Annotated in this window: 22 protein-coding genes and 1 pseudogene; 7 read left to right on the top strand and 16 right to left on the bottom strand. The window is 37.0% G+C overall.

The genetic code is table 11. The annotated features are described in order from the left end of the window. Positions 1-149: 149 nt before the first annotated feature. Positions 150-434 carry a post-transcriptional regulator gene (locus M1D66_RS05375; protein WP_000886980.1) on the bottom strand — a complete coding sequence of 95 codons (285 nt, stop codon included), beginning with the start codon at positions 432-434 and terminating at the stop codon, positions 150-152. Positions 435-619: 185 nt separating this feature from the next. On the opposite strand from M1D66_RS05375, the gene spoVB reads away from it, so the two are divergent. Continuing rightward, positions 620-2,179, top strand: coding sequence for a stage V sporulation protein B (gene spoVB / locus M1D66_RS05370; RefSeq protein ID WP_000198301.1), 1,560 nt, complete (start codon positions 620-622; stop codon positions 2,177-2,179). A gap of 80 nt (positions 2,180-2,259) precedes the next feature. Here the strand turns inward: spoVB and M1D66_RS05365 are convergent, their stop codons facing one another. Beyond that, the gene (locus M1D66_RS05365) at positions 2,260-2,907 is read right to left on the bottom strand and encodes a DUF421 domain-containing protein (RefSeq protein WP_000454838.1); all 648 of its coding nucleotides are present in this window, start codon (positions 2,905-2,907) and stop codon (positions 2,260-2,262) included. Between the two features lie 103 nt (positions 2,908-3,010). Here M1D66_RS05365 and M1D66_RS05360 point away from each other — a divergent pair, with 103 nt between their 5' ends. Further along, positions 3,011-3,394: a TIGR04086 family membrane protein gene (locus M1D66_RS05360; protein WP_000349149.1), complete on the top strand. Its 384-nt coding sequence runs from the start codon at positions 3,011-3,013 to the stop codon at positions 3,392-3,394. 36 nt (positions 3,395-3,430) lie between these two features. Here M1D66_RS05360 and yajC read toward each other — a convergent pair whose 3' ends face one another. The 6 genes from yajC to ruvA are packed head-to-tail and all read right to left on the bottom strand — an operon-like array spanning position 3,431 to position 7,764. Beyond that, positions 3,431-3,691 carry a preprotein translocase subunit YajC gene (gene yajC, locus M1D66_RS05355; protein WP_000991115.1) on the bottom strand — a complete coding sequence of 87 codons (261 nt, stop codon included), beginning with the start codon at positions 3,689-3,691 and terminating at the stop codon, positions 3,431-3,433. Positions 3,692-3,718: 27 nt separating this feature from the next. Next, entirely contained in the window at positions 3,719-4,858 is a 1,140-nt protein-coding gene (tgt, locus tag M1D66_RS05350; protein WP_000125365.1) for a tRNA guanosine(34) transglycosylase Tgt, read from the bottom strand. Between the two features lie 12 nt (positions 4,859-4,870). Further along, positions 4,871-5,923 (bottom strand): tRNA preQ1(34) S-adenosylmethionine ribosyltransferase-isomerase QueA, encoded by a 1,053-nt coding sequence (gene queA / locus M1D66_RS05345; protein ID WP_000354014.1) that lies wholly within the window; start codon positions 5,921-5,923, stop codon positions 4,871-4,873. Positions 5,924-5,942: 19 nt separating this feature from the next. After that, complete coding sequence (locus M1D66_RS05340) at positions 5,943-6,143, bottom strand: DUF2905 domain-containing protein (RefSeq protein WP_000138162.1); 201 nt, start codon at positions 6,141-6,143, stop codon at positions 5,943-5,945. Next, the gene (gene ruvB, locus M1D66_RS05335) at positions 6,140-7,141 is read right to left on the bottom strand and encodes a Holliday junction branch migration DNA helicase RuvB (protein ID WP_000344449.1); all 1,002 of its coding nucleotides are present in this window, start codon (positions 7,139-7,141) and stop codon (positions 6,140-6,142) included. The genes M1D66_RS05340 and ruvB overlap by 4 nt, the downstream gene beginning before the upstream one ends. A 5-nt stretch (positions 7,142-7,146) precedes the next feature. Beyond that, a complete protein-coding gene (gene ruvA, locus M1D66_RS05330; protein WP_000464511.1) occupies positions 7,147-7,764 on the bottom strand; it encodes a Holliday junction DNA helicase RuvA in 618 nt (205 codons plus the stop codon). 188 nt (positions 7,765-7,952) lie between these two features. Between ruvA and M1D66_RS05325 the strand changes: the two genes are divergently transcribed. Next, positions 7,953-8,897: an iron-hydroxamate ABC transporter substrate-binding protein gene (locus tag M1D66_RS05325; protein WP_000823606.1), complete on the top strand. Its 945-nt coding sequence runs from the start codon at positions 7,953-7,955 to the stop codon at positions 8,895-8,897. A gap of 13 nt (positions 8,898-8,910) precedes the next feature. On the opposite strand, the gene M1D66_RS05320 is transcribed toward M1D66_RS05325, so the two are convergent. Beyond that, complete coding sequence (locus M1D66_RS05320) at positions 8,911-9,441, bottom strand: BofC C-terminal domain-containing protein (RefSeq protein WP_000871175.1); 531 nt, start codon at positions 9,439-9,441, stop codon at positions 8,911-8,913. A 432-nt stretch (positions 9,442-9,873) separates the two neighbouring features. On the opposite strand from M1D66_RS05320, the gene M1D66_RS05315 reads away from it, so the two are divergent. After that, the gene (locus tag M1D66_RS05315) at positions 9,874-10,308 is read left to right on the top strand and encodes a branched-chain amino acid ABC transporter substrate-binding protein (RefSeq protein WP_212125566.1); all 435 of its coding nucleotides are present in this window, start codon (positions 9,874-9,876) and stop codon (positions 10,306-10,308) included. Between the two features lie 33 nt (positions 10,309-10,341). Here M1D66_RS05315 and M1D66_RS05310 read toward each other — a convergent pair whose 3' ends face one another. The 5 genes and pseudogenes from M1D66_RS05310 to nadB form a co-directional block, all read right to left on the bottom strand. Then, positions 10,342-10,986 carry a YhcN/YlaJ family sporulation lipoprotein gene (locus tag M1D66_RS05310; RefSeq protein ID WP_001093537.1) on the bottom strand — a complete coding sequence of 215 codons (645 nt, stop codon included), beginning with the start codon at positions 10,984-10,986 and terminating at the stop codon, positions 10,342-10,344. Positions 10,987-12,969: 1,983 nt separating this feature from the next. Next, a pseudogene (gene safA, locus M1D66_RS05305) lies at positions 12,970-13,126 on the bottom strand (SafA/ExsA family spore coat assembly protein); the annotation flags it as partial. Positions 13,127-13,351: 225 nt separating this feature from the next. After that, on the bottom strand, positions 13,352-14,458 hold the full coding sequence (gene nadA / locus M1D66_RS05300; RefSeq protein ID WP_000025338.1) for a quinolinate synthase NadA: 1,107 nt from the start codon (positions 14,456-14,458) through the stop codon (positions 13,352-13,354). 29 nt (positions 14,459-14,487) lie between these two features. After that, positions 14,488-15,321: a carboxylating nicotinate-nucleotide diphosphorylase gene (gene nadC / locus M1D66_RS05295; RefSeq protein ID WP_001092227.1), complete on the bottom strand. Its 834-nt coding sequence runs from the start codon at positions 15,319-15,321 to the stop codon at positions 14,488-14,490. 19 nt (positions 15,322-15,340) lie between these two features. Then, complete coding sequence (nadB, locus tag M1D66_RS05290) at positions 15,341-16,870, bottom strand: L-aspartate oxidase (protein WP_001138532.1); 1,530 nt, start codon at positions 16,868-16,870, stop codon at positions 15,341-15,343. Between the two features lie 152 nt (positions 16,871-17,022). On the opposite strand from nadB, the gene M1D66_RS05285 reads away from it, so the two are divergent. The 3 genes from M1D66_RS05285 to M1D66_RS05275 all read left to right on the top strand — a co-directional run bounded on the left by M1D66_RS05285 (position 17,023) and on the right by M1D66_RS05275 (position 19,434). Continuing rightward, positions 17,023-18,165, top strand: coding sequence for an IscS subfamily cysteine desulfurase (locus M1D66_RS05285; RefSeq protein ID WP_000973755.1), 1,143 nt, complete (start codon positions 17,023-17,025; stop codon positions 18,163-18,165). After that, the gene (locus tag M1D66_RS05280; RefSeq protein ID WP_000812275.1) at positions 18,165-18,707 is read left to right on the top strand and encodes a transcription repressor NadR; all 543 of its coding nucleotides are present in this window, start codon (positions 18,165-18,167) and stop codon (positions 18,705-18,707) included. Before M1D66_RS05285 ends, M1D66_RS05280 begins: the two co-directional genes overlap by 1 nt. Positions 18,708-18,786: 79 nt before the next feature. After that, a complete protein-coding gene (locus M1D66_RS05275; protein ID WP_000510698.1) occupies positions 18,787-19,434 on the top strand; it encodes an MOSC domain-containing protein in 648 nt (215 codons plus the stop codon). A gap of 231 nt (positions 19,435-19,665) precedes the next feature. On the opposite strand, the gene pheA is transcribed toward M1D66_RS05275, so the two are convergent. Then, positions 19,666-20,517, bottom strand: a complete 852-nt coding sequence (pheA, locus tag M1D66_RS05270) for a prephenate dehydratase (RefSeq protein WP_000621701.1) — start codon at positions 20,515-20,517, stop codon at positions 19,666-19,668. Positions 20,518-20,613: 96 nt separating this feature from the next. Then, entirely contained in the window at positions 20,614-22,527 is a 1,914-nt protein-coding gene (locus M1D66_RS05265) for an ABC transporter permease (protein WP_001028680.1), read from the bottom strand. Between the last annotated feature and the right edge of the window lie 13 nt (positions 22,528-22,540).

The raw sequence follows: 22,540 nt of genomic DNA, 5'->3' as shown, positions 1-22,540 counted from the left end.
GTATAGGTAAGCTTTTACACTACCTACACTTCCATCATTTATTTTCCTCTTCACTACCTCCTTTATATATAATCTTAGACATAATTATTTTCTCTTTATCAATACATATCATTATACTGCAAAAGGAAGAACAAACCAATTGCAGTCGGTTATTTATTTTCGTACTCATCAAATGACCAAAGTGGCGCTTGGTAAGCTTCAACAGTTAAATATGTCATATATTCATTAGCTGTTACTGTTAATACGTCATTAACTAATTCATACAATCTAACATCGCTGTCTATCTTCTTCCACTTTTTCACTTTAAGAAACTTCCAAATGTCATCATCTGTCACTCGGTCGTAACCGAACATTTGAAACTCTTCTACTTTACTTTCTAAAACGACTTGTAACTGTCCGCGGTATGATTCTACCAAAGCCTCTCTATCTAACATCTATAACATCTCCTTCTTATTTCAGCACGAAAAAGTCGCTTTAATCCCGCTCTAATGGACAGCAATAACTACTTTCAAGAGCACTATCATACTTCACTCTCTTAAATGCTTGTCATTCTTGTCTCGTACGTGCATATAAATTATTGTAAATCATTCCATTGATTTTGAGAAGGTAGGAGAAGAACATGACGAGACAAAGCTTTTTAAAAGGCGCATTTATTTTAATGATAGCCGGCTTTATTACAAAAATACTCGGCTTTATCAACCGCATAGTAATGGCACGTATTTTAGGAGAAGAAGGCGTTGGTCTTTATATGATGGCCGTTCCTACATTCATTTTAGCAATTACATTGACACAAATTGGTCTTCCTGTCGCAATCGCAAAATTTGTAGCAGAAGCGGAAGCTGTGAACGATAAACAAAGAGTTAAAAAAATATTAACCGTATCACTAGCTGTTACATCCGTTATTAGTATCATTTTAACAATCGGAATTATGTTCCTCACACCTATTTTAGCAAAAACATTATTAACCGACGAAAGAACCTACTATCCATTAATGGCCATTTTGCCCGTTGTTCCTGTTATTGCTGTTTCTTCTGTTTTGCGTGGTTACTTTCAAGGAAAACAAAACATGAAACCTAGCGCTTATGCGCAAGTTCTAGAACAAGTCGTCCGCATTACCATTATCGCTATATGCATTCAATTATTTTTACCTTACGGCATAGAATATGCTGCAGCCGGCGCTATGTTATCAGCTGTTCTCGGTGAAGTTGCATCCTTATTATTTTTACTCACGTTATTTCAGCGAGAAAAACATTTATCAATACGCTCTGGATTTTTCACTACTGTAAAGGAAAGCAAAGGGACATTTTATTCTCTGATGGATATTGCCCTTCCAACTACAGGAAGTCGTTTAATCGGCTCCGTTTCATATTTTTTTGAACCTATTGTCGTTATGCAAAGCTTAGCAATCGCTGGTGTCGCTGCTTCTGTTGCAACCCAGCAATACGGTATATTAAACGGTTATGCATTCCCGCTCCTATCACTACCCGCCTTTATTACATACGCTCTCTCTACAGCGCTCGTTCCTTCTATTAGTGAAGCAATGGCAAAAAGACAACATAAATTAGTAGAGCACCGTTTACAACAAGCACTTCGAATTTCATTAATTACCGGCGGATGGTCTGTCGTTATATTATACGTATTCGCTTCTCCTGTTTTAACTCTTATGTATGGATCAGACAGCGCAACAGCATTCATTCAACTTCTTGCGCCTTGCTTTTTATTTCATTATTTCCAAAGTCCACTTACCTCTGTTTTGCAAGCTTTAAACTTAGCAAGAGCCGCAATGATGAATACATTTATTGGTGCCATCGTGAAATTAATCGTTATTTTTGTACTAGCATCAAGGCCAGAGTTTCAAATGATGGGGGTTGCACTTGCTATTGCTGCAAATATTGTAACAGTAACATTTCTTCACTACGCTACTGTTTTAAAAAAGATTACATTTACCATTTACGCAAAAGACTATATTTTCGGCGGACTTGCCATCGGTATCGCAGGCGCCTTCGGTTTTTATCTTCATAAATATATTATTTTCTCTCATTCCCTTGGCATACAAACATTATGGGAAATCACTTTAACAACAATTGTTTATATCGTACTTCTCTTCACTTTCAAACTCATTCGAAAAGAAGAGTTAAGTCGTCTCCCTATCATTCGTAAGCTTTCATTTTTGAAATAAGGTGAAACTTTAATCAGTGGGGTAATCTCCACTGATTATTAGTTACACTAATCATTCTTACTCTTCCAAAGGATAAGTCTCTAATTTTCTTTTACATCAACAAAAAATTGTCCATTTTGAAAACTACAGTATAAAATTTGTGTTATATCGTTATAACCTAAGTTTTTTAATTTCTCAATAAGCCATTCATCTGTATGCTCAATCATTTGTAAATGACTAGATTGAATTTCTCCATCAATAATAAGAGGAAGCGTAAACTGCAATGTATCTTGTTTATTTTTTTGTTTTTGAAAGACAGATAACTTCCCAGACGGTTCCAAAATAGCATATTCTACATCCCGAATATCTCCAACTCCTTGTTCCCTTAATTGCATCATTAAATCATCAATATTATATCGTTGGTTTCTCATCTTTTTTTCATCAATCTTTCCCGCATTAATAATAATTGCTGGTTCACCTTCTATTAAATGCCGAAATCGTTGAAACTTTAATGAAATGACTGACAAAATGATTTGTATGCACATAAGAAAAGTCATCGGAACTAATTGATGCCAAAGTGATTTATCGGTATTTTCAATTGCTACTACAGCCATTTCTCCAAGCATAATAAATACGACTAAATCTAATACACTTAGCTCTCCTATCTCACGTTTACCCATAAGACGAAAAATAATTAAGATGATGATATACAAAAGCATTGTCCGTCCAATTACCGATATCCATTCCATTTCTACATCTCCTTTTTTACGTATAGACTCCCCTATAAAAAAGAAACTAGTCTAACTTGGGCAAAAGGAAAATATGCTTGTATTAAAAAGGAGGAATGCATAAATGGATGGAACGAAAAAATTATCAACTGCAATTGGCTTCGGTATTGTTACGCTACTAATTCTCGCATCTATTACTAGTATGATTATGGCTCTTTTATTAAAGTTTACGAATATAAATGAAGGGACATTAACCGTTACTATTTTTATACTCGCTCTTTTATCTATGCTTATGTCTGGATTTACTGCCGGCAAAAAGGCTCAAGGAAAAGGTTGGCTAGTAGGTTTCACAACAGGGCTCACGTTCACTGTACTCGTCTTTCTAGTTAACTATTTAGGCTTTTCTCAAACCTTATCGAACTCACAATTACTATATCAATTAGCATTAATGGGGGCGAGTACACTCGGTGGTATTTTCGGTGTAAATATGTCAAAGCAAAGTAACTAAAAAAGGCCCTGCACATTTCATGCAGGGCCTTCCACATTAGTTTTTCACAACTTCACGAATCGCATTGCGATCGAAAGTTAAGTGTGAACCACCAGATTTAATAACGATTTTTGTCTCATCTACTGATTCGATTGTGCCGTGTAAACCACCGATTGTTACGATAGCATCACCTTTTGCTAACTCACTTTGCATTTGAGCAACTGCTTTTTGACGTTTTTGTTGCGGGCGAATTAATAAGAAATAGAAAATCGCAAACATCGCAACGATCATAACGATATTCATCATACCTGCATTCATCTTTTGTTCCTCCTTTTAAATTATGTATTAGAAGTTTTTAGCATTCGGTTTATTAAAGCCATACTGTTCAAAGAACTCTTCGCGGAAATCGCCAAGACGGTCTTCACGAATAGCTTGTCTCACCTGCTCCATTAAGTTTAACAGAAAATGAAGGTTGTGATAAGACGTTAAACGAATTCCGAACGTTTCATCACATTTCATTAAGTGACGAATGTACGCACGTGAGTAGTTTTTACATGTGTAGCAATCACAGTTTGGATCAAGCGGACCGAAGTCTCTTGCGAATTTCGCATTTTTTACAACAAGGCGACCTTCACTTGTCATACATGTACCATTTCGAGCGATACGAGTTGGAAGTACACAGTCAAACATATCAATACCACGAATTGCGCCATCGATTAACGAGTCAGGAGAACCTACACCCATTAAGTAACGAGGCTTATTATCTGGAAGAAGTGGTGTTGTAAACTCAAGAACACGGTTCATAATATCTTTCGGTTCACCAACAGATAAACCACCTACAGCGTAACCAGGGAAGTCCATTGAAACAAGATCTTTCGCACTTTGACGACGAAGCTCTTCGTACTCCCCGCCCTGTACAATACCGAATAAACCTTGATCTTGCGGACGTTCATGCGCTTTTAAGCAACGTTCTGCCCAGCGGCTCGTACGCTCTACAGATTTCTTCATATATTCAAAAGTAGCTGGGAATGGTGGACACTCATCAAATGCCATCATAATATCTGAACCTAATGCATTTTGGATTTCCATCGCTTTTTCTGGTGATAAGAATAATTTATCTCCATTTAAGTGATTACGGAAGTGAACGCCTTCCTCTTCAATACGACGGAAGTCACTTAAACTGAATACTTGGAAACCACCAGAATCTGTTAAGATTGCACGATCCCAGTTCATAAATTTATGCAAGCCGCCTGCTTCACGAATAATTTCATGACCTGGACGTAGCCATAAATGATACGTATTACTTAAAATAATGCCAGAATCCATTGCTTTTAATTCTTCTGGTGACATTGTCTTAACTGTTGCAAGTGTACCAACTGGCATAAATGTTGGTGTATCAAATGAACCGTGCGGCGTATGCACACGACCTAAACGGGCACCCGTTTGTTTACATGTCTTAATAAATTCATAACGAATTGCTGTCATAACTTACTCCTTTTATTTGTTTCTCATTTTAGCGTGAGATGCAACGAACATTGCATCACCGAAGCTAAAGAAACGATATTTTTCTTTTACTGCTTCATTATAAGCATGAAGTACATTATCTCTATTTGCAAATGCACTTACAAGCATAATTAATGTTGATTTCGGTAAATGGAAGTTTGTAATTAAACCATCAATTGCTTTAAATTCATATCCCGGATACATGAAAATATCTGTCCATCCAGAAGCGGCGCAGAGCTTACCGTCATGATCTGTTGCAATTGTTTCTAACGTACGAGTTGATGTCGTACCTACAGTAATAATACGTCCACCATTCTCTTTCACACGATTTAATAATGCCGCTGTCTCTTCAGACATATGATAATATTCTGCGTGCATATGGTGTTCTTCAATCGTGTCTGCAGAAACTGGTCTAAATGTTCCAAGTCCTACGTGAAGTGTAATGAATGCTAACTGAACGCCTTTTTGCTTTAACTTCTCAAGTAACTCTTCTGTAAAGTGAAGTCCCGCAGTCGGCGCTGCTGCTGAACCGATTTCTTTCGCATATACTGTTTGATAGCGATCGCGATCTTCCAGCGTCTCTTTAATATATGGAGGAAGCGGCATTTCCCCAAGTTCATCTAAAATTTCATAGAAGATGCCATCATATGAAAATTCAAGCTGGCGTCCACCTTGATCTGCAGTTCCTGTGCAAGTTGCTTTTAATTTCCCTTCACCAAAAGAGATAACAGTTCCTTCTTTTACACGTTTCGCTGGCTTTACAAGCGTTTCCCACTTATCACCTTCTTCTTGTTTTAAAAGAAGTACTTCAATGTGCGCGCCTGTATCTTCTTTCACACCGTGCAAACGAGCAGGCATAACTTTCGTTTCATTTAAAACTAAGCAATCCCCCTCATGTAAGTAAGAAAGAATATCCGTAAAATGTTTATGCTCAATATCACCTGTTTCACGGTCTAACACCATTAATCTTGATGTTTCACGATCTTCTAACGGGACTTGTGCAATAAGTTCTTCTGGTAAATGAAAATCAAACAGATTTATATCCATAGCTATATCCACCTATTTCTTATTTAAATCGATTTATTATATACATAATAAAAGATAATACAATACTTAACACAATACATGTAATGATAGGAAAATAAAAGGTAACGTTTCCTTTTTTCACAAAAATATCGCCTGGAAGCCTTCCAATGAACTTCCAAGCTAATCCAACAACGATGAGTAAGATCCCGGCTGTAATAAGCAGCTTTGGCATCTCCGTCATACTTTTGGTATCTCCATTCCGAAATGTTCATACGCAAGCGGCGTTACAATTCGGCCCCTTGGCGTTCGTTGTAAAAAGCCAATTTGTAATAAATACGGCTCATACACATCTTCAATCGTATGAGATTCTTCTCCAATTGTTGCTGAAACCGTTTCTAATCCAACTGGACCGCCACGGAATTTCTCAATAATACCAAGCAGTAATTTATGATCAATATGATCTAGACCTAATTTATCTACTTGCAGTAGCTCTAATGCCATTTGTGTAATTTCCATCGTAACCGTTCCGTTACCACGAACTTGCGCGAAATCACGTACACGTCTTAAAAGACGATTCGCAATACGAGGTGTACCACGAGCACGTCTTGCAATTTCTAATGCAGCTAACGAATCGATTTCAACTTCAAATACTTCCGCTGTACGTTCAACAATCGCAGAAAGCTGATCTACTGTGTAGTACTCTAACCTTGAAAGTACACCGAAGCGGTCACGAAGCGGTGCAGATAATGCTCCAGCACGTGTTGTTGCTCCAACTAATGTAAATGGCGGTAAATCTAGGCGTACAGAACGTGCTGAAGGCCCTTTTCCAATTACAATATCAAGGCAAAAGTCTTCCATCGCAGGATACAATACTTCTTCAATTGATCTATGCAAACGATGAATTTCATCAATAAATAATACATCCCCTGGCTGAAGCGCTGTTAATACAGCAGCTAAATCTCCTGGTCTTTCAATTGCGGGACCTGAAGTTGTTCTAACATTAACGCCCATCTCATTGGCAATAATATTCGCAAGCGTCGTTTTACCAAGACCTGGTGGTCCATATAAAAGCACGTGATCTAACGTTTCTTCACGCATTTTCGCCGCTTCAATAAATACTTCTAAATTATGTTTTGCTTTATCTTGGCCAATATACTGACGGAGCGTCTGTGGCCGTAATGAATATTCTAAATCCGCATCTTCATATGCAGATTCCCCTGAAAGGAGACGTTCGTCCATTATACTCACCTCTTACCATTTAGTAAAAGACTAAGTGCCTTTTTAATATACTGATCCGTCGTTAATGATTCTTTTAATAACTCTGGTACAACACGAGAAACTTCGCGTTCTGCATATCCAAGTGCGCGCAGAGCTTCCAGTGCCTCATCAAGCTCAGCTGATGAACCTTTCTTCTCATCAAAACGTTCTGTGTCTGAGAATAAATCAACAAATGCATCTGGTACGACATCTGCTAGTTTTCCTTTTAAATCTAAAATCATTTGGCGTGCTGTTTTCTTTCCGACGCCTGGGAATTTCACTAAAAACTTCTCATCTTCATGCTCAATCGCTTGAACGACCTGTCCTGTTTGACCAGAAGCTAAAATTGCAAGAGCTCCTTTTGGCCCAATGCCAGACACGCCTAACAACTTTGTAAATAATAAACGCTCTTCACGTGTTTTAAACCCGTAAAGTGCCATAATATCTTCTCTCACATAATGATATGTATAGACACGGATTTCTTGCTTACTTCTTTGAAATACATACGGATTCGGTGTGAAAATTTGATAACCAATTCCATTATGATCAATTACGACATATTCCGGCCCTACATACTCCACGTAACCTGTAACATATTCAAACAAAATACGATCTCTCCCTCTTAAATCATGTATTCCATTTTAACATATTTAATGATAGAAAAGCGAGACTGCCCCAACAAATGTTCTCCACTTGAAACTTCTGTTATTTTCCATTGACAGAAAGGTTAAAGCACCTTAATATACAGAAGTCGATAATGATTATCAATACTAATTAAAGGGGTTACATCAGGATGAAACGTAAGCTATTTATTTTATTTACTATTATGCTCGTTGTTCTTTCTATCGTTGGCTGTTCTTCTCAAAAAGAAGAATCGAAGGCAAAAGAACAACCGAAAACAAAAGTTGTAAAACATGCTAAAGGTGAAGCTACAATTCCAGTAAATCCAAAGAGAATTGTTGACTTATCTGGATCAACAGAAGAACTATTACTTCTTGGACACAAACCTGTTGGTACAGCAAATACATATAAAGATAAAATCCAAAATCACTTAACAGACAAGTTAGATGGAGTAAAAGCAGTAGGTTGGTACTGGGCACCTAAAGTTGATTTAGAAGCTGTTACTGCTTTAAAACCAGACTTAATTATTTTAAACAACCGTCAATTAAAAATTTATGATCAACTAGAAAAGGTTGCACCTACAGTTGTTCTAGAAACAAACTTAGAAGACTGGCGTGGTAAGTTTAAAGAAGTAGGTAAGCTATTTGACGAAGAGAAGAAAGCAGACAAATGGATTGCAGACTACGATAAAAAAGCAGACTCTTTATCTAAAAAAATTAAAGAGAAAACAAAAGATGAGAACTTTATGTTCGTTGCAGTTACACCACAAAACTTCCGTGTATACGGTAGCTTCGGATACGGTGACATCATCTTTAATGACTTAAAACTTCCAGCAACAAAAGGTACGGATTTAAAACAAACGATGGCGCAAGTATCACTAGAAGGTCTAGTTGCATTCCAGCCTGACCAAATGTTTATTGTAAACTTCGGCGGCGAAGCTGATAAAGTTTACGAAGACTACAAAAACAGTGCCGTTTGGAAAGACAATAAAGCAGTTAAAAATAATCACGTATATGAAGTATCAAATGAAGTCTTCAATACGAAAGCATTCAATCCAATCGGAAAAGATATGCTAATTGATGAAATCGCAAAAGAAATTTTAGCTAAAAACAAATAAGAAAAAAAGCAGCTCACCATGAGCTGCTTTTTTTCTTACTTTGAACTGCGTATTGCTTCATTTTTTCAATCGTCTTCACAAAACCTTCTTTTGATTTAATACGAATGCCACGTTTCAATTTCGCACGCTCATAGCTCTCAAGCTTTTTCATATCAATTTGAAAGAAAGAATGGATCGCATTATCACTTTTCGGTACACCTTTGAAAATTTGTAATATCCCTTCCTCTGAAACACCAAAATACCCGCTCGTTTTCAATAACGGAGAAATATCATCAACTTTCTTTTGCAATACAATTTGTACATCATCACGATCAACGAGCTGCCATTCTTTATACTGCTGTAAAAACTTTTCTAAATCCGTCACTTTTTCTGTAAGTATTTCTTCGCTTACTTCGCCATCAACATACATACGCTCTAATAAAATTGTAACCTCAGGTTCTTTTTTCGTTACTTCTGGTACTGGCCCTTCCGCCTTCACATTCGTTTCATAAACGAAACAAAACATCATAACGAAAGCTTGCATCGCAATCAGTATCCATTTCATTTCCGTTCACCTCTTTTAGGCAAAATCAAACTTTCATTAGTAGTTTTTCCGGAAATGGGGGTTTTATCCACATTTCATTTCTTTCGAAAAATAAAAAAATACAGATAAGGATTTACCTCATCTGTATGTATCATTTACTTTTATATAAAATGAAAGACGCCTGCAAAGCAGGCGTCTTGATGCGTTTACGGCGAGAGACCAGGCGACCACATTCGCGTGTTTAGCACTTAAGCATATCTCTCGTCTTACGTAAATTAGCTCATCGCTTTGCTAATATAACATTAATAAAGTATAAATGCAACATGTTTATAAAAATATTTTATTTCCTCTGTTATCCGAACGAACGATATGTCAATTATAAATTGATAATTGCAACATATATGTTACAATTAATATAACAGCGAAATCATCATAAAACAGGAGATGGATATTATGAAAAAAATAAAGGATGAACGTCTCATTCTGCAAACATTAAAAAACGTGCGTATCGCCTTTCTTTTTCAGTCACTTGGTATAATTGGAATTTTAAGCTACATCGGATTCACTGAAGGAATGGATCAAATTACGAAATCTCCATTATGGCTATTATTTATTCTTACAAGTATCGTCCTTAGTTATTTACAGTTAAGTGTTTCAATCGATGTAGAAGAAAGTAAAAAGGAAATAAAGTTAACTCCTTATTATAAACTTGTCTTCCGCTCCCTTATTGTAGGAATCGTTATGGCTATTATTTATATTATTTTCAGTCCAGAAAGACCACTGTTTGAAGCTATTTTAACAGGTAGTATTCTTTTCATATGCTTTTTAGTTTCTTATTCCGTTAGTTATTTTATTAAAAAACGTCGCTTACAAGACAACGATGAATAAAGAGGAAGGGCTATCCCTTCCTCTTTTGTTTTGTTATCGCACTGTACCAGTTAAACCGTAACGAATGTCTCGGAACATATTCACTATGTCACGATTAAAATCGTTTGTAACTGTACCGTTACGTAGACGCGTACTCATTGCATCGACACGAGTAAACATATCATTTCTTACAGAAACATATACGTTTCTGTTTCCAACTTCATTTGAAACCGCTTGACGAATTTCGTTCGCCATCGCCGTTTCATTTGTCACTGTGTTACGTGGTTTTACCGCAATCGCTACATCGTTTCCATATACAACTGTAGACACACGGTCTACGTTATTCATACGTTTCACACGATTTGTTATTCTTTCAGCTGTTTTACCATCATTGTTAATGTATGAATTGTTCATTGTAATATTACGAGTTGGATGCGGATTAGCAATTTGTCCATTGTAATTTACATCTCGATAATAATTGTATCCTGTATCGTTACGACCATTTCTATATGTTACATAATCTGTATAACGATCATTACGTGTCACATTATCACGATACTGGTGTGTATCATTATAAGATGTACGCTCGTAATTGTAGTTACGTCCATCCATTGCATTGTTATCTTTCGGTGTACCACATGCAGCTAATGCACTGGTAACTAACAAAGAAGCAGCAATCACTTTTACTTTCGTATTCAATACAAAAACCCCCTCTGTTAGAATGAGCTTCTCTACTGAAAAGCTCCCTCTTATGATGAGTAACCGAGAAGGTTTTTACACTGTTAATATTTCACTAGGAATTTTCTAGCACTTCATAAAAAAACTTCATTTTCTTACTTAACAGGAATGCAAAAAAGGCGGGAATACTCCCGCCTTTTTAAACTTCTTCTTCGTCCTCTTCTTCTGAAACGGGCTCTCCAAATACATTCGGTGGATCTGGTTGATAATACATCGTTCCTGGCTGTGGTGCATATGCAGACTGAGTTGGTTGATAATATAAAGGATTCGCATATTGCGGACCGCCTGGTTGTGGACTATATAGTCTACTTTCTCCTCCGCATCCACAATCTTCCTCACCCTGCACAAGCGGCGGCATATTATTATCCATTGGCATCATATTCGGGTTTGGCATAGACGTATATTGCGGTCCAAACGGCGCTCCTTGCTGATATGGCATTTGATATGGATTTGGTTGTTGATAATACGGATTCGGCGGCATCATGGGCTGTTGATACGGCATTTGATAGGGCATCATATTGGGAGGTTGATTGTTATCCATGATTGGCATCATATTCGGCATTTGATTGTTATCCATAATTGGCATTATATTCGGCATTTGATTGTTATCCATAATTGGCATTATATTCGGCATTTGATTGTTATCCATGATTGGCATCATATTCGGCATTTGATTGTTATCCATGATTGGCATCATATTCGGCATTTGATTGTTATCCATGATTGGCATCATATTCGGCATTTGATTGTTATCCATGATCGGCATTATATTCGGCGGCTGGTTGTTATCCATAATTGGCATTATATTCGGTGGCTGGTTGTTATCCATAATCGGCATTATATTCGGCGGCTGGTTGTTATCCATAATTGGCATTATATTCGGTGGCTGGTTGTTATCCATAATTGGCATTATATTCGGTGGCTGGTTGTTATCCATAATTGGCATTATATTCGGTGGCTGGTTGTTATCCATAATTGGCATTTGAATATTTGGCATTTGAATATTTGGCGGTATGACTTGTGGAATAACTACATTTTCTTTCGATACATTTGGCGATACTATATTCCCTACATTCTCTTTCTTCACTTGTGGTGACACTATATTCCCTACATTCTCTTTCTTCACTTGTGGTGACACTATATTCCCTATATTTTCTTTCTTCACCTGAGGCGATACTATATTTCCTACATTTTCTTTCTTCACTTGTGGCGATACTATATTCCCTACATTTTCTTTCTTCACTTGTGGCGATACTATATTCCCTACATTTTCTTTCTTCACTTGCGGCGATACTATATTCCCTACATTTTCTTTCTTCACTTGCGGCGATATTATATTCCCTACATTTTCTTTCTTTACTTGCGGCGATACTATATTGTTTTTTTTCGTTTGCGGAGAAATGATATTGTTAGGTTTCATTTTACTAATTTGAGGAGCAATTAACTCGCTTCCTTTTTTTATTACATCTGAAATTTTATATTCTTTTTTCGGTTTTATTGGTGGTTGTGGCGGCTGCGGTAATACATTTACCGAAAACTTCGTGTTTTCTTTTTCCGCCGGTTTTTGTTTTTCTATCACAGGTGGTTTTTGAATAACAGACGGTTTTTCAACTGGTTTTTCTTTTTGAATTGGCTGTTCTTTTTGCACCTCTTTTTGCGGTTTCACCTGTACTTCTTTTTGTGGCTTTACCTGCATCTCCTTCTGTGGTTTCACCTGTACTTCTTTTTGCGGCTTTACCTGCATCTCCTTCTGCGGTTTTACTTGCACTTCTTTTTGTGTTTGTTGCATAGCTGGCTGCTGTGTAATTGGTGCTGATTGATACGTAACTTCTTCTTCATCTTCTATTCCAAGCGGAGTTGGTGTTGCTGCAAATTCTTTTTGCTGCACTTCTTTTACGTATTGCTTTGGAGGCGCTGAACCTGCTCCAGCCTGTTGTTTCATGTGAACACTCTTGGATGGCACTTTAATTTTCATACCTGGCATAATTAAATCTGGATTACTAAGTTGTGTATTTGTTTTTTTCAACGTGTCAAAATCCACTCCGTACTTTTTCGCAATTTTCCAAAGGGTATCCCCTTTTTGCACGATATGAATTTTCAAATTTTCCCCCTCCTGTATAACTTATCTATAAGTAACAAATCTCATGAAGTAACTCTTTCTAAATAACATTAACTTCTTTTCACTTTTATCACTTCTTCGATTTTCAATATCATTCGAAGCGGAATAAGCATAAAGAACCACAATGATTTCTTCAAAACAATGTATGCCCATTTCGTTCTCGTTATGATTATATGTATGAAAAAAAGCAACGGGAATACCGTTGCTTTACACACGCTCTAACATACGATTTAATGCAAAAACCGCTTCTGTCGTTACTTGTTTATCTACGCTAATAACGTTAATTTCTTCTCCTCTTTCTATCGTTTCAAGTGCCCATAATAAGTGAGGCAGATCAATTCGGTTCATCGTTAAGCACGGACACATAAATGGATTAAGTGAAACAATTTCTTTATCTGGATGTTGCTGAATAATTCGGTTCACTAAATTCATTTCTGTACCAATCGCCCATTTGCTACCAGATGGCGCTGATTCAATCATATCAATAATATATTTCGTTGAGCCTGCATAATCTGAAGCAGCTACAACTTCATAGCAACATTCTGGATGTACAATAATATTCATATCAGGATGATTTTTTCGTATGCTCTCAATGTTCTTCACTGTAAAATTTTGATGAACAGAACAATGCCCTTTCCATAAAATCACTTGAATTTCTTCTATATCCCCATCGTACTCTAATGAATCTGTGTGTGGGTCCCATACTGCCATTTTATCTAACGGGATACCTAAATCGTACGCTGTATTTCTCCCTAAATGTTGGTCTGGTAAAAAGACAAGACGTTCTTTTTGAGTAAACGCCCAAGATACCATTTGCTTTGCATTAGAAGATGTTACTGTTGCTCCTCCGTTACGACCACAAAACGCTTTAATTGCAGCTGTAGAGTTCACATATGTTAACGGAATCATCGTATCTCCAAATAATTTCGTGAGCTCTTTCCATGCTCTTTCTGTTTGTTCAATATCTGCCATATCCGCCATCGAACAACCTGCACGCATATCTGGTAAGATGACAACTTGATCATCTGTCGTTAACATATCTGCTGTTTCCGCCATAAAGTGCACCCCGCAAAACACAATATATTTTGCGTCTTTATTGCTCGCTGCAACTTGCGCAAGCTGAAGTGAATCCCCTGCTGCATCTGAAAATTGTACCACTTCATCTTTTTGATAATGATGCCCTGGAATGAATAACATTTTCCCCATTTTCTCTTTAATTTCACGAACACGCTTTTCCATATCTTCCGTTGACATCGTGTAATAACGCTCTGGTAACATCGTTTCAATTGGCTGTACTTGTTCTAAAATACTCATATACGTTTCTCCCCTCTAAGCCACTTTCCTTATCCTTCAATATTGAAACTAATATCAAGTGCTTTCACTGAATGTGTTAACGCTCCAAGTGAAATATAATCTACCCCTGTTTTTCCGTATTTCGGTAAATCTTCAATTGTGATGCCCCCTGAAGCTTCTGTAACGATAGCGCTTGGTACAATTTTTGAAAACTCCCGGATTTCATCTGGCGTACGATTATCGAACATAATAATATCAGCACCAGCAGCAACAGCCTCTCTCACCTGTTCCTCAGTTTCTGTTTCGACTTCTACTTTCACCATATGTCCTAACTTCTCTTTCACTGATGTAACAGCTTTTGTAATAGAACCAGCAAACGCAATATGATTGTCTTTAATCATGACACCATCATATAAACCGAAGCGATGATTAAATCCACCGCCGCACACGACTGCATGCTTATCAAACATACGTAGTCCTGGCATCGTTTTTCGCGTATCACAAATGCGAGTATGACTGCTATCTAAAGCAAGAACCGCTTTACGCGTCATCGTCGCTATTCCGCTCATACGCTGAATAACATTTAATATAACGCGCTCTGCTGTTAATAACGATGCAATTGGACCTTGCACAGTTGCAATGATTTCGCCTTTTTCTACAAGGTCCCCATCTTTTTTATGAAGCTCTACTTCAATTCTCTCATCAATTAATTTAAATCCTGATTCAATTACTAAACGTCCTGCAAAGACCCCTGTATCCTTCGCAAGAAACGTTCCTTTCGAAAGCAAGTTATCTGGAAAAATAAGCTGAGATGTTACATCTCTTTCCCCTATATCTTCTAAAAAAAATCGATTTAATGCTTCTTTAACTTTTATCGTGTTCATAAAGCCCCTCTTCCCCTCATCACACAAGTTGTCGTTTTCTCTTTACTCGAACAATCTCTTTCTTTCCTATATTTCTATCTGGATAATCACTCCGGTAATGCCCGCCAATACTTTCTTCTCTTTGCAAGGCTGACACAACTATAAGCTCACAAACCGTTAACATATTAATAAGCGTTATCTCTTCATTCGTAAGAACATCATGTTGTAATATCATATTTCGAACACCATACTTACTAAGCCATCTCTTCGCATAAGATAAACTTTGCTCTGTTCGCACAATCCCAACATATTTCATCATGCATTTTTGTATTTCTTCTTTCGTCGGTAAATGATTCAGAACGATAAACTTTGCTTCCTTTTCGGCTAGCATGTTCACCTTTTCTTTTGTCTCTCTAGATAAAATGTGTCGTCCGATTCTTTTTCCAAACACAAGACCTTCTAATAATGAATTACTCGCTAATCTATTTGCACCATGAACCCCGTTACAAGCTACTTCACCGACTGCGTATAAGTTCGGAATAGACGTCTCTCCATCACAGTTCGTTTTCACGCCGCCCATGTGAAAATGAGTACCAGGCACGACTGGAATACGTTTTTTATTTATATCGACTCCATTTGTTTTACATATCGATGACACGGTCGGAAAGCGTTGTTCAAAGTTTTGAATCATTTCGATGTTTAAGTACACTTTTTCACCCGCAAGTAGCTGTTCATGAATAGCCCTTGCGACTACATCACGAGGCGCTAAATCCTGTTCGGAATGTATATCCATCATAAAACGCTGCCCTTTTCCATTTATAAGGACAGCTCCTTCTCCGCGAACAGCTTCGGACACAAGACCAGAACAACGCCCACCCGCGTATAACATCGTCGGATGAAATTGTATAAACTCTAAATCTACAAGCTCTCCGCCTGCACGGTACACCATTGCAAGTCCATCGCCTGTAATCGTCTCATCATTAGAAGTAAAGGCGTATAAACCGCCAATACCACCTGAAGCTAACACCGTATAATCTGCATTGTAACGTTTCAATTCTCCTTTATTGTTGCGAGTTAAAGCCCCAACACATTTATCTTTTTCTATAATAAAATCGAGCACCATTTCCTGTTCCACTACCGTAACGTATGGAGCTACTTCTTGAATAAGATGCTCTAATAAATTCTTTCCTGTTGCATCGCCACCTGCATGTAAAATACGACGTTTTCGATGCGCTCCTTCTTTTCCAAGATGAGGACCTGTTTCATCTCCATCAAATTTCATTCCATTTTCAATAAGGTTATTAATTTCTTTCGGTCCTTCCTCGACTAAATAACGGACCACTTCTTCATTGTTATAATGACACCCTGCTACTAGCGTATCTTCAAAATGATCATTAGGATTGTCGTATGTAGCTACCGCTGCGGCAATTCCACCTTGAGCTAAATGTGTATTATTATTACGTTTCGTCTCCTTTGTGATAATAATCACATTCTTTTCGTGACAAATCTCTTTTGCAACACGAAGTGCCGCAACGCCACTTCCAATAATTAAGACATCTGCGCTTGGCATAATTGTTGCCTCCTACTTTACACTTTTCAACTGTCTTGACACCTATATTTACATAGTTTTAAAATAATGACAAGAGTTTTTTTATAATTCTTATTTTCACTACCATTTAAAAAGTAAAAGAAATGTAACTCTTACTAGAGAGAGGAACTTACATGATGATATATCTTGACTATGCAGCTACTACACCTATGAGCGAGGAAGCGTTACAAACATATATAAAAGCAGCATCGCAATACTTCGGAAATGAACAAAGTTTACATGATATTGGAGGAACGGCTTCTTCTTTATTACAAGTTTGCCGAAAAACATTTGCGGAAATGATTGGAGGAAAAGAACAAGGAATATTTTTCACAAGTGGTGGATCGGAATCGAACTATCTTGCAATCCAATCACTTCTAAATGCCCGAAATAAGAAGCATATTATTACGACACCTATGGAACATGCATCCATTCGAAGTTATTTTCAATCCCTAAAATCAAAAGGCTATACGATCACTGAAATTCCTGTTGATAAAAATGGACTCATTTGTTTAGTAGATTTAGAGGCAGCTATTACGGAAGATACTGTGCTAGCAAGTATACAGCATGGAAACTCTGAAATCGGAACCGTTCAAAACATTACAGAAATCGGGGCACTTTTAAAAAAATATAATGTTTTATTTCATACGGATTGTGTGCAAACGTTTGGTAAACTGCCTATCCATGTTTTTGAGATGGGGATTGATAGTCTTTCTGTTTCAGCACATAAAATATACGGACCAAAAGGTGTCGGCGCTTGCTACATAAATCCGCAAACTCGCTGGGAACAAGTATTTCCAGGAACTTCTCACGAAAAAGGATTTCGCCCAGGTACAGTGAACGTTCCCGGCATCGCATCTTTTTTAACAGCTGCTGAAAATATATTAAAAACTCAATGGGAAGAAAGTTTACGTTTTAAAGAGTTACGATCCTACTTTTTAGAGCAAATACAAACACTTCCGCTAGAAATTGAAGTAGAAGGTCATTCTACTTCTTGTTTACCACATATTGTTGGGGTTACAATAAAAGGAATAGAAGGTCAATATACTATGCTAGAATGTAATCGCCATGGTATCGCCATTTCCACCGGAAGTGCTTGCCAAGTCGGTAAACAAGAACCTTCGAAAACTATGCTTGCAATTGGAAAAACGTATGAAGAGGCAAAACAATATGTCCGCTTCTCTTTCGGACAACAAACAACGAAAGATCAAATTGATACTACTATTCATGCACTACACACAATTGGAAATCAATTTTATAGAGGTGTTAAATCATAATGAAACAAAATGAACAAAAAAAGATTTTAGGTGAAGAAAGACGACAGCTTATCCTCCAGTGGCTTCTTGCTGCAAATGAACCGTTATCGGGGAATGAACTATCGAAAAAGACGAACGTAAGTAGACAAGTTATCGTGCAAGATATTTCCTTGCTTAAAGCACGAAACGAACCAATTATTGCAACTGCTCAAGGCTATTTATATTTAAAGCCACAAGAGAAACAACAAACTTTTGAACGCGTAATCGTATGCCAGCACAAACCAGCAGAAGTACGTCAAGAACTTACAATGCTTGTTGACCACGGCGTTACGATTAAAGACGTAAAAGTTGAGCATCCTGTATACGGTGACTTAACAGCATCCATTATGGTAAGCAATCGCTTTGATGTAGAGCAATATTTACAAAAAATCGAAAACACAAACGCTTCCTATCTATCGCAACTAACAGATGGTATTCACTTACATACAATTGAAGCAGATTCTAAAGAGAAGTTAGATGCTGCTTGCGAAGCTTTAGATAAAGCAGGATTTCTCGTTTATTAATGTAAAGCACAGAGTTTTTATCATTCTCTGTGCTTTTTTAATGCTATAATATTGTAATCAATCGTAAAGGAGATCAAATATGGGAATTGAACTCGTTCACTTTAGCATTGGGAAACCGAAACAAATGAAATATAGCGAAGATAAAGAAATGATTACCGGTATATGTAAAGAACTTACCGAAGAAGCTTTCCTATCAAAAGATGGCTTCCTTGGTGATGATGTAGCAGATTTAAAACACCACGGTGGACCTGATCGCGCAGTTTGTGTGTACTCACACGAGCATTACGCACTATGGGAAAAAGAATTTCAAACAACACTTCCAGCTTCCGCATTTGGCGAAAACATTACCGTAACAAATATGTTAGAGCATGATGTTTGCATCGGAGATACATACAAATTAGGTGAAGCGATTATTCAAGTGACACAAGCGCGCGTACCTTGTAGCACAATTTCAAAACGCCTTGGCATCCCTGGCATACTGCCGCGTATTGTAGCAACTGGATTTACTGGCTACCTATGCCGCGTTCTTCAAGAAGGTACTGTACGTAAAGATTCAAAAATTACATTACTAGAACGTCCATCAAGCAATGTTTCTGTTTTATTCTCTAACGAAATTTATTTTCATAATAGAAAAGATAAAGATGGCATCGAGAAGATTCTTGCTGTTCCAGAACTAGCTGATATTTGGCGTGGTCAATTAGAAGATCGTCTTGCGAAGTTGAAATAAAGTGAAACTTTAATCAGTGGGGTTTTGTTCATTCCCCACTGATTATCAGCCCGATCCCCTCATAACTTCTTCACTTTCGCTGAATTTTGAGGTGGGGCTCTTACTGCCCGGCAAATAGCGGGATAAAGAATCCCACCTTCTGCAGGTGGGATTTTATTAATCTATTAAAAAATATATTAGGCAATGAAATGATATTGACGATTAGACAAATACCAACATTCCATCTACATCTTACAACCAATAAGAAGAATAACTCCCCAGCACAGTAACAGAAAAACCGAGTGCTTCAAGTTCCATCGTTACGCCTGGCAATAATACGTCATCGTATGCTTTATCGACATCGATTAAGAAAAAGTAATTTCCAAGACCTGTTTTCATCGGACGCGATTCGATTTTTGATAAGTTTAATTTTCTCCATGCGAAAGCTGATAACACTTGATATAGGGCACCTGCATAATCTGCAGGTAACGTTATCATAAGCGTCGTTTTCTCTCCGCGGTTCTCTCCGTTATTCGGGAGTACTGCTTTCTTTTTCTTATGGAGTACTAAGAAACGTGTGTGATTATTTTTATGCGTATGAATACTACGTCTCACAATTGTTAATCCGTATTTTTCTGCAGCCGCTTCATTTGCAATAGCGGCAATTTTCTCTTCAGGATGTTCTTTCACATATTGTGCAGCAGCACTTGTAGATGTCATATCTCGAACAGTTACTCCTTTTAATTCTTCATTTAAAAATTTATGGCACTGTGCAATGGCATGCGGATGAGAATGCACTGCATATACTTCATCCCACACTTCTGCATACTGCGGATGTACAAGTAAATGCTGCTGAATTGGTACTGTAATTTCTCCTACAATGGAAAGCGGCTGCTCATGTACAAGGTAATCAACCGTTATATTCACTGAACCTTCTATTGCATTTTCTAACGGTACAACTGCGAAGTCTACATTTTCATTTGCAGCTGCATCTATACAATCTGGAATCGTTCGATACGGTACATGCTCTGCTTCCGGAAAAAAACGACTCACCGCCATATTTGTAAATGTTGCTTCTGGTCCTAAATATCCTACTCGAATCATCGTCTTTTCCCCTCTTTTTCGTTTTCTTACTGTTATACCATACTTTTTTATATTCTTCTATGTAAATTTCGAATATTTAAAAAAGACTAGCATTCGCTAGTCTAAATGTTTCTTATACTCTCTTTGAGCGAAGAAGAAATAAATGATACATGCCGCGATATAAAACAGAATGAACAAACCTACTTTTCTTAATGATCCATCCATAAAAAGCGTATTATGAAACGTATATAATGCAACTGCACTATGCATACTCCCTACTATAATTGGCGCAAAAAATAGCATACATAATTGCCAACGCGAAATTTTCCATACTTCTTCCTTCGTCATTCCAAGTTTAGAGAGTGCACCATACTGCTTTCGGTCCGATGCAATATTATGGAACCATTTAAAATACACGATACTACATGAAGTGAGAAAGAATAATATACTAATAAATGAGCCTACAAATAGAGTAATATCGCCGCCTTCTTTCATATTTACATACAACTCCATATTGCTTCGAAATGCATTATTATTATCTTGTTTTATATGTCTCCGTAAATCTTCATTTAATTTCTTCGTCTTTTCGATATTTGATAATGTGTAGCCTCTATATATCATTTTTTCAGAATCAGGAACCTGATTTGCTATACTGTCAAAATCTTCATCATTCATAACGAAGAACAGACCATTAATGTACGAAGGGTGATGGTTAAATTGAACCCCTTCTTTCTGACCGTTAAATACGAATTGATATGGTTGATTCATTACTTGCAATTGAATCTCTTTTTGATTATACACATTCGAATTATTGTATTTATTATAATAAACGAGTGTCACTGTACCTTTTTTAGGACGATACGTTTTCTGTTTTTGTTTCCTTGCTTCTTGGTTATATTCACTTTCTTTTATAAGCGGTACTATTGTTGTTTCTCCCTTATTAGACTGAAAGGATGCATAAACTCCAACAAAACTCATATATTGAAAATCATCATACTCATATTGATGCAGTAATTTTTCAACCGCACCTTCCTCAAAGACTTCATGAGTAGAAATACCTTTTTCTATGTACGAAAACGAGTGTACCCCTCCAGTTCGCCACATATCTTGCATGCTAGAAAAATATAAGAACACAGTACCTGTTGCTGTAACTACAAACGTCGTTGCCATAGACATCAGAAAGAAAAAGCGACCATTTTCCTTCATTCGATGTGACAATTGATTCACTATAAATAAATACGGATATGTATACATAATCTTTTTATTTCGCTTTATCATTTCTAACACTTGGGTAGCTCCATGTGTAAAAGAAAAGTACGTTCCAAAAAAGACAAGTATAGACACAGGGAAAAAGTATATTGCTATCGTAGTCATCGTCACTTGTAGCGCCAACGCATACCCGCCCACTAAACAAGCAAAACCGAATAAACAAAGCCACTTTGATGTTTTCTTCTCTTTTTTATCTGTTCGAAATTCTTTCAATAACCGAATGATTTTTATATTCCATATACGTAAAGCACTTATAAAAGATAACAAAATAAAAACGACCATATATGTAATAAATGTTACACTAATCGCCCTTACGTCAAATATGACAGGGAGTTCTTTCGGAAGCCCCAGTAACATACTAAATACCATAAAAAAGAGTTTTAAAAATATCATACCGAGCACAATACCGAAAATATTCGCGAAGACCCCGATTAAAATTTGTTCGGTCATAATCATTCCTATTACGTTAGATTTCGTTGCTCCCATTAACATATATAACCCTAATTCTTTCTTACGTGCTTCTATGAAAATAGAAGTAGAGTACAAAATAAATATGACGAAAAAAGAAATGATTATAACATTACATATGATAAGTCCCCAACGTACGTTTTGATACCACATCGTCTCTTGCATATACGGATGCACAATGACAGACATATATGCGTAAGAAGCAAATATTGCAAAACAACTACTTAAGAAAAACACTTTATAATTACGCCAATTCCCTTTTATATTTTGCAGCGCTAGTTGCCAAATGTTCATCTATCGTCCTCCT

This window comes from Bacillus sp. PK6-16, assembly GCF_056530295.1.
The sequence above is the reverse complement of the archived record's forward strand: the minus strand, read 5'-3'. Positions and strand labels throughout refer to the sequence as shown.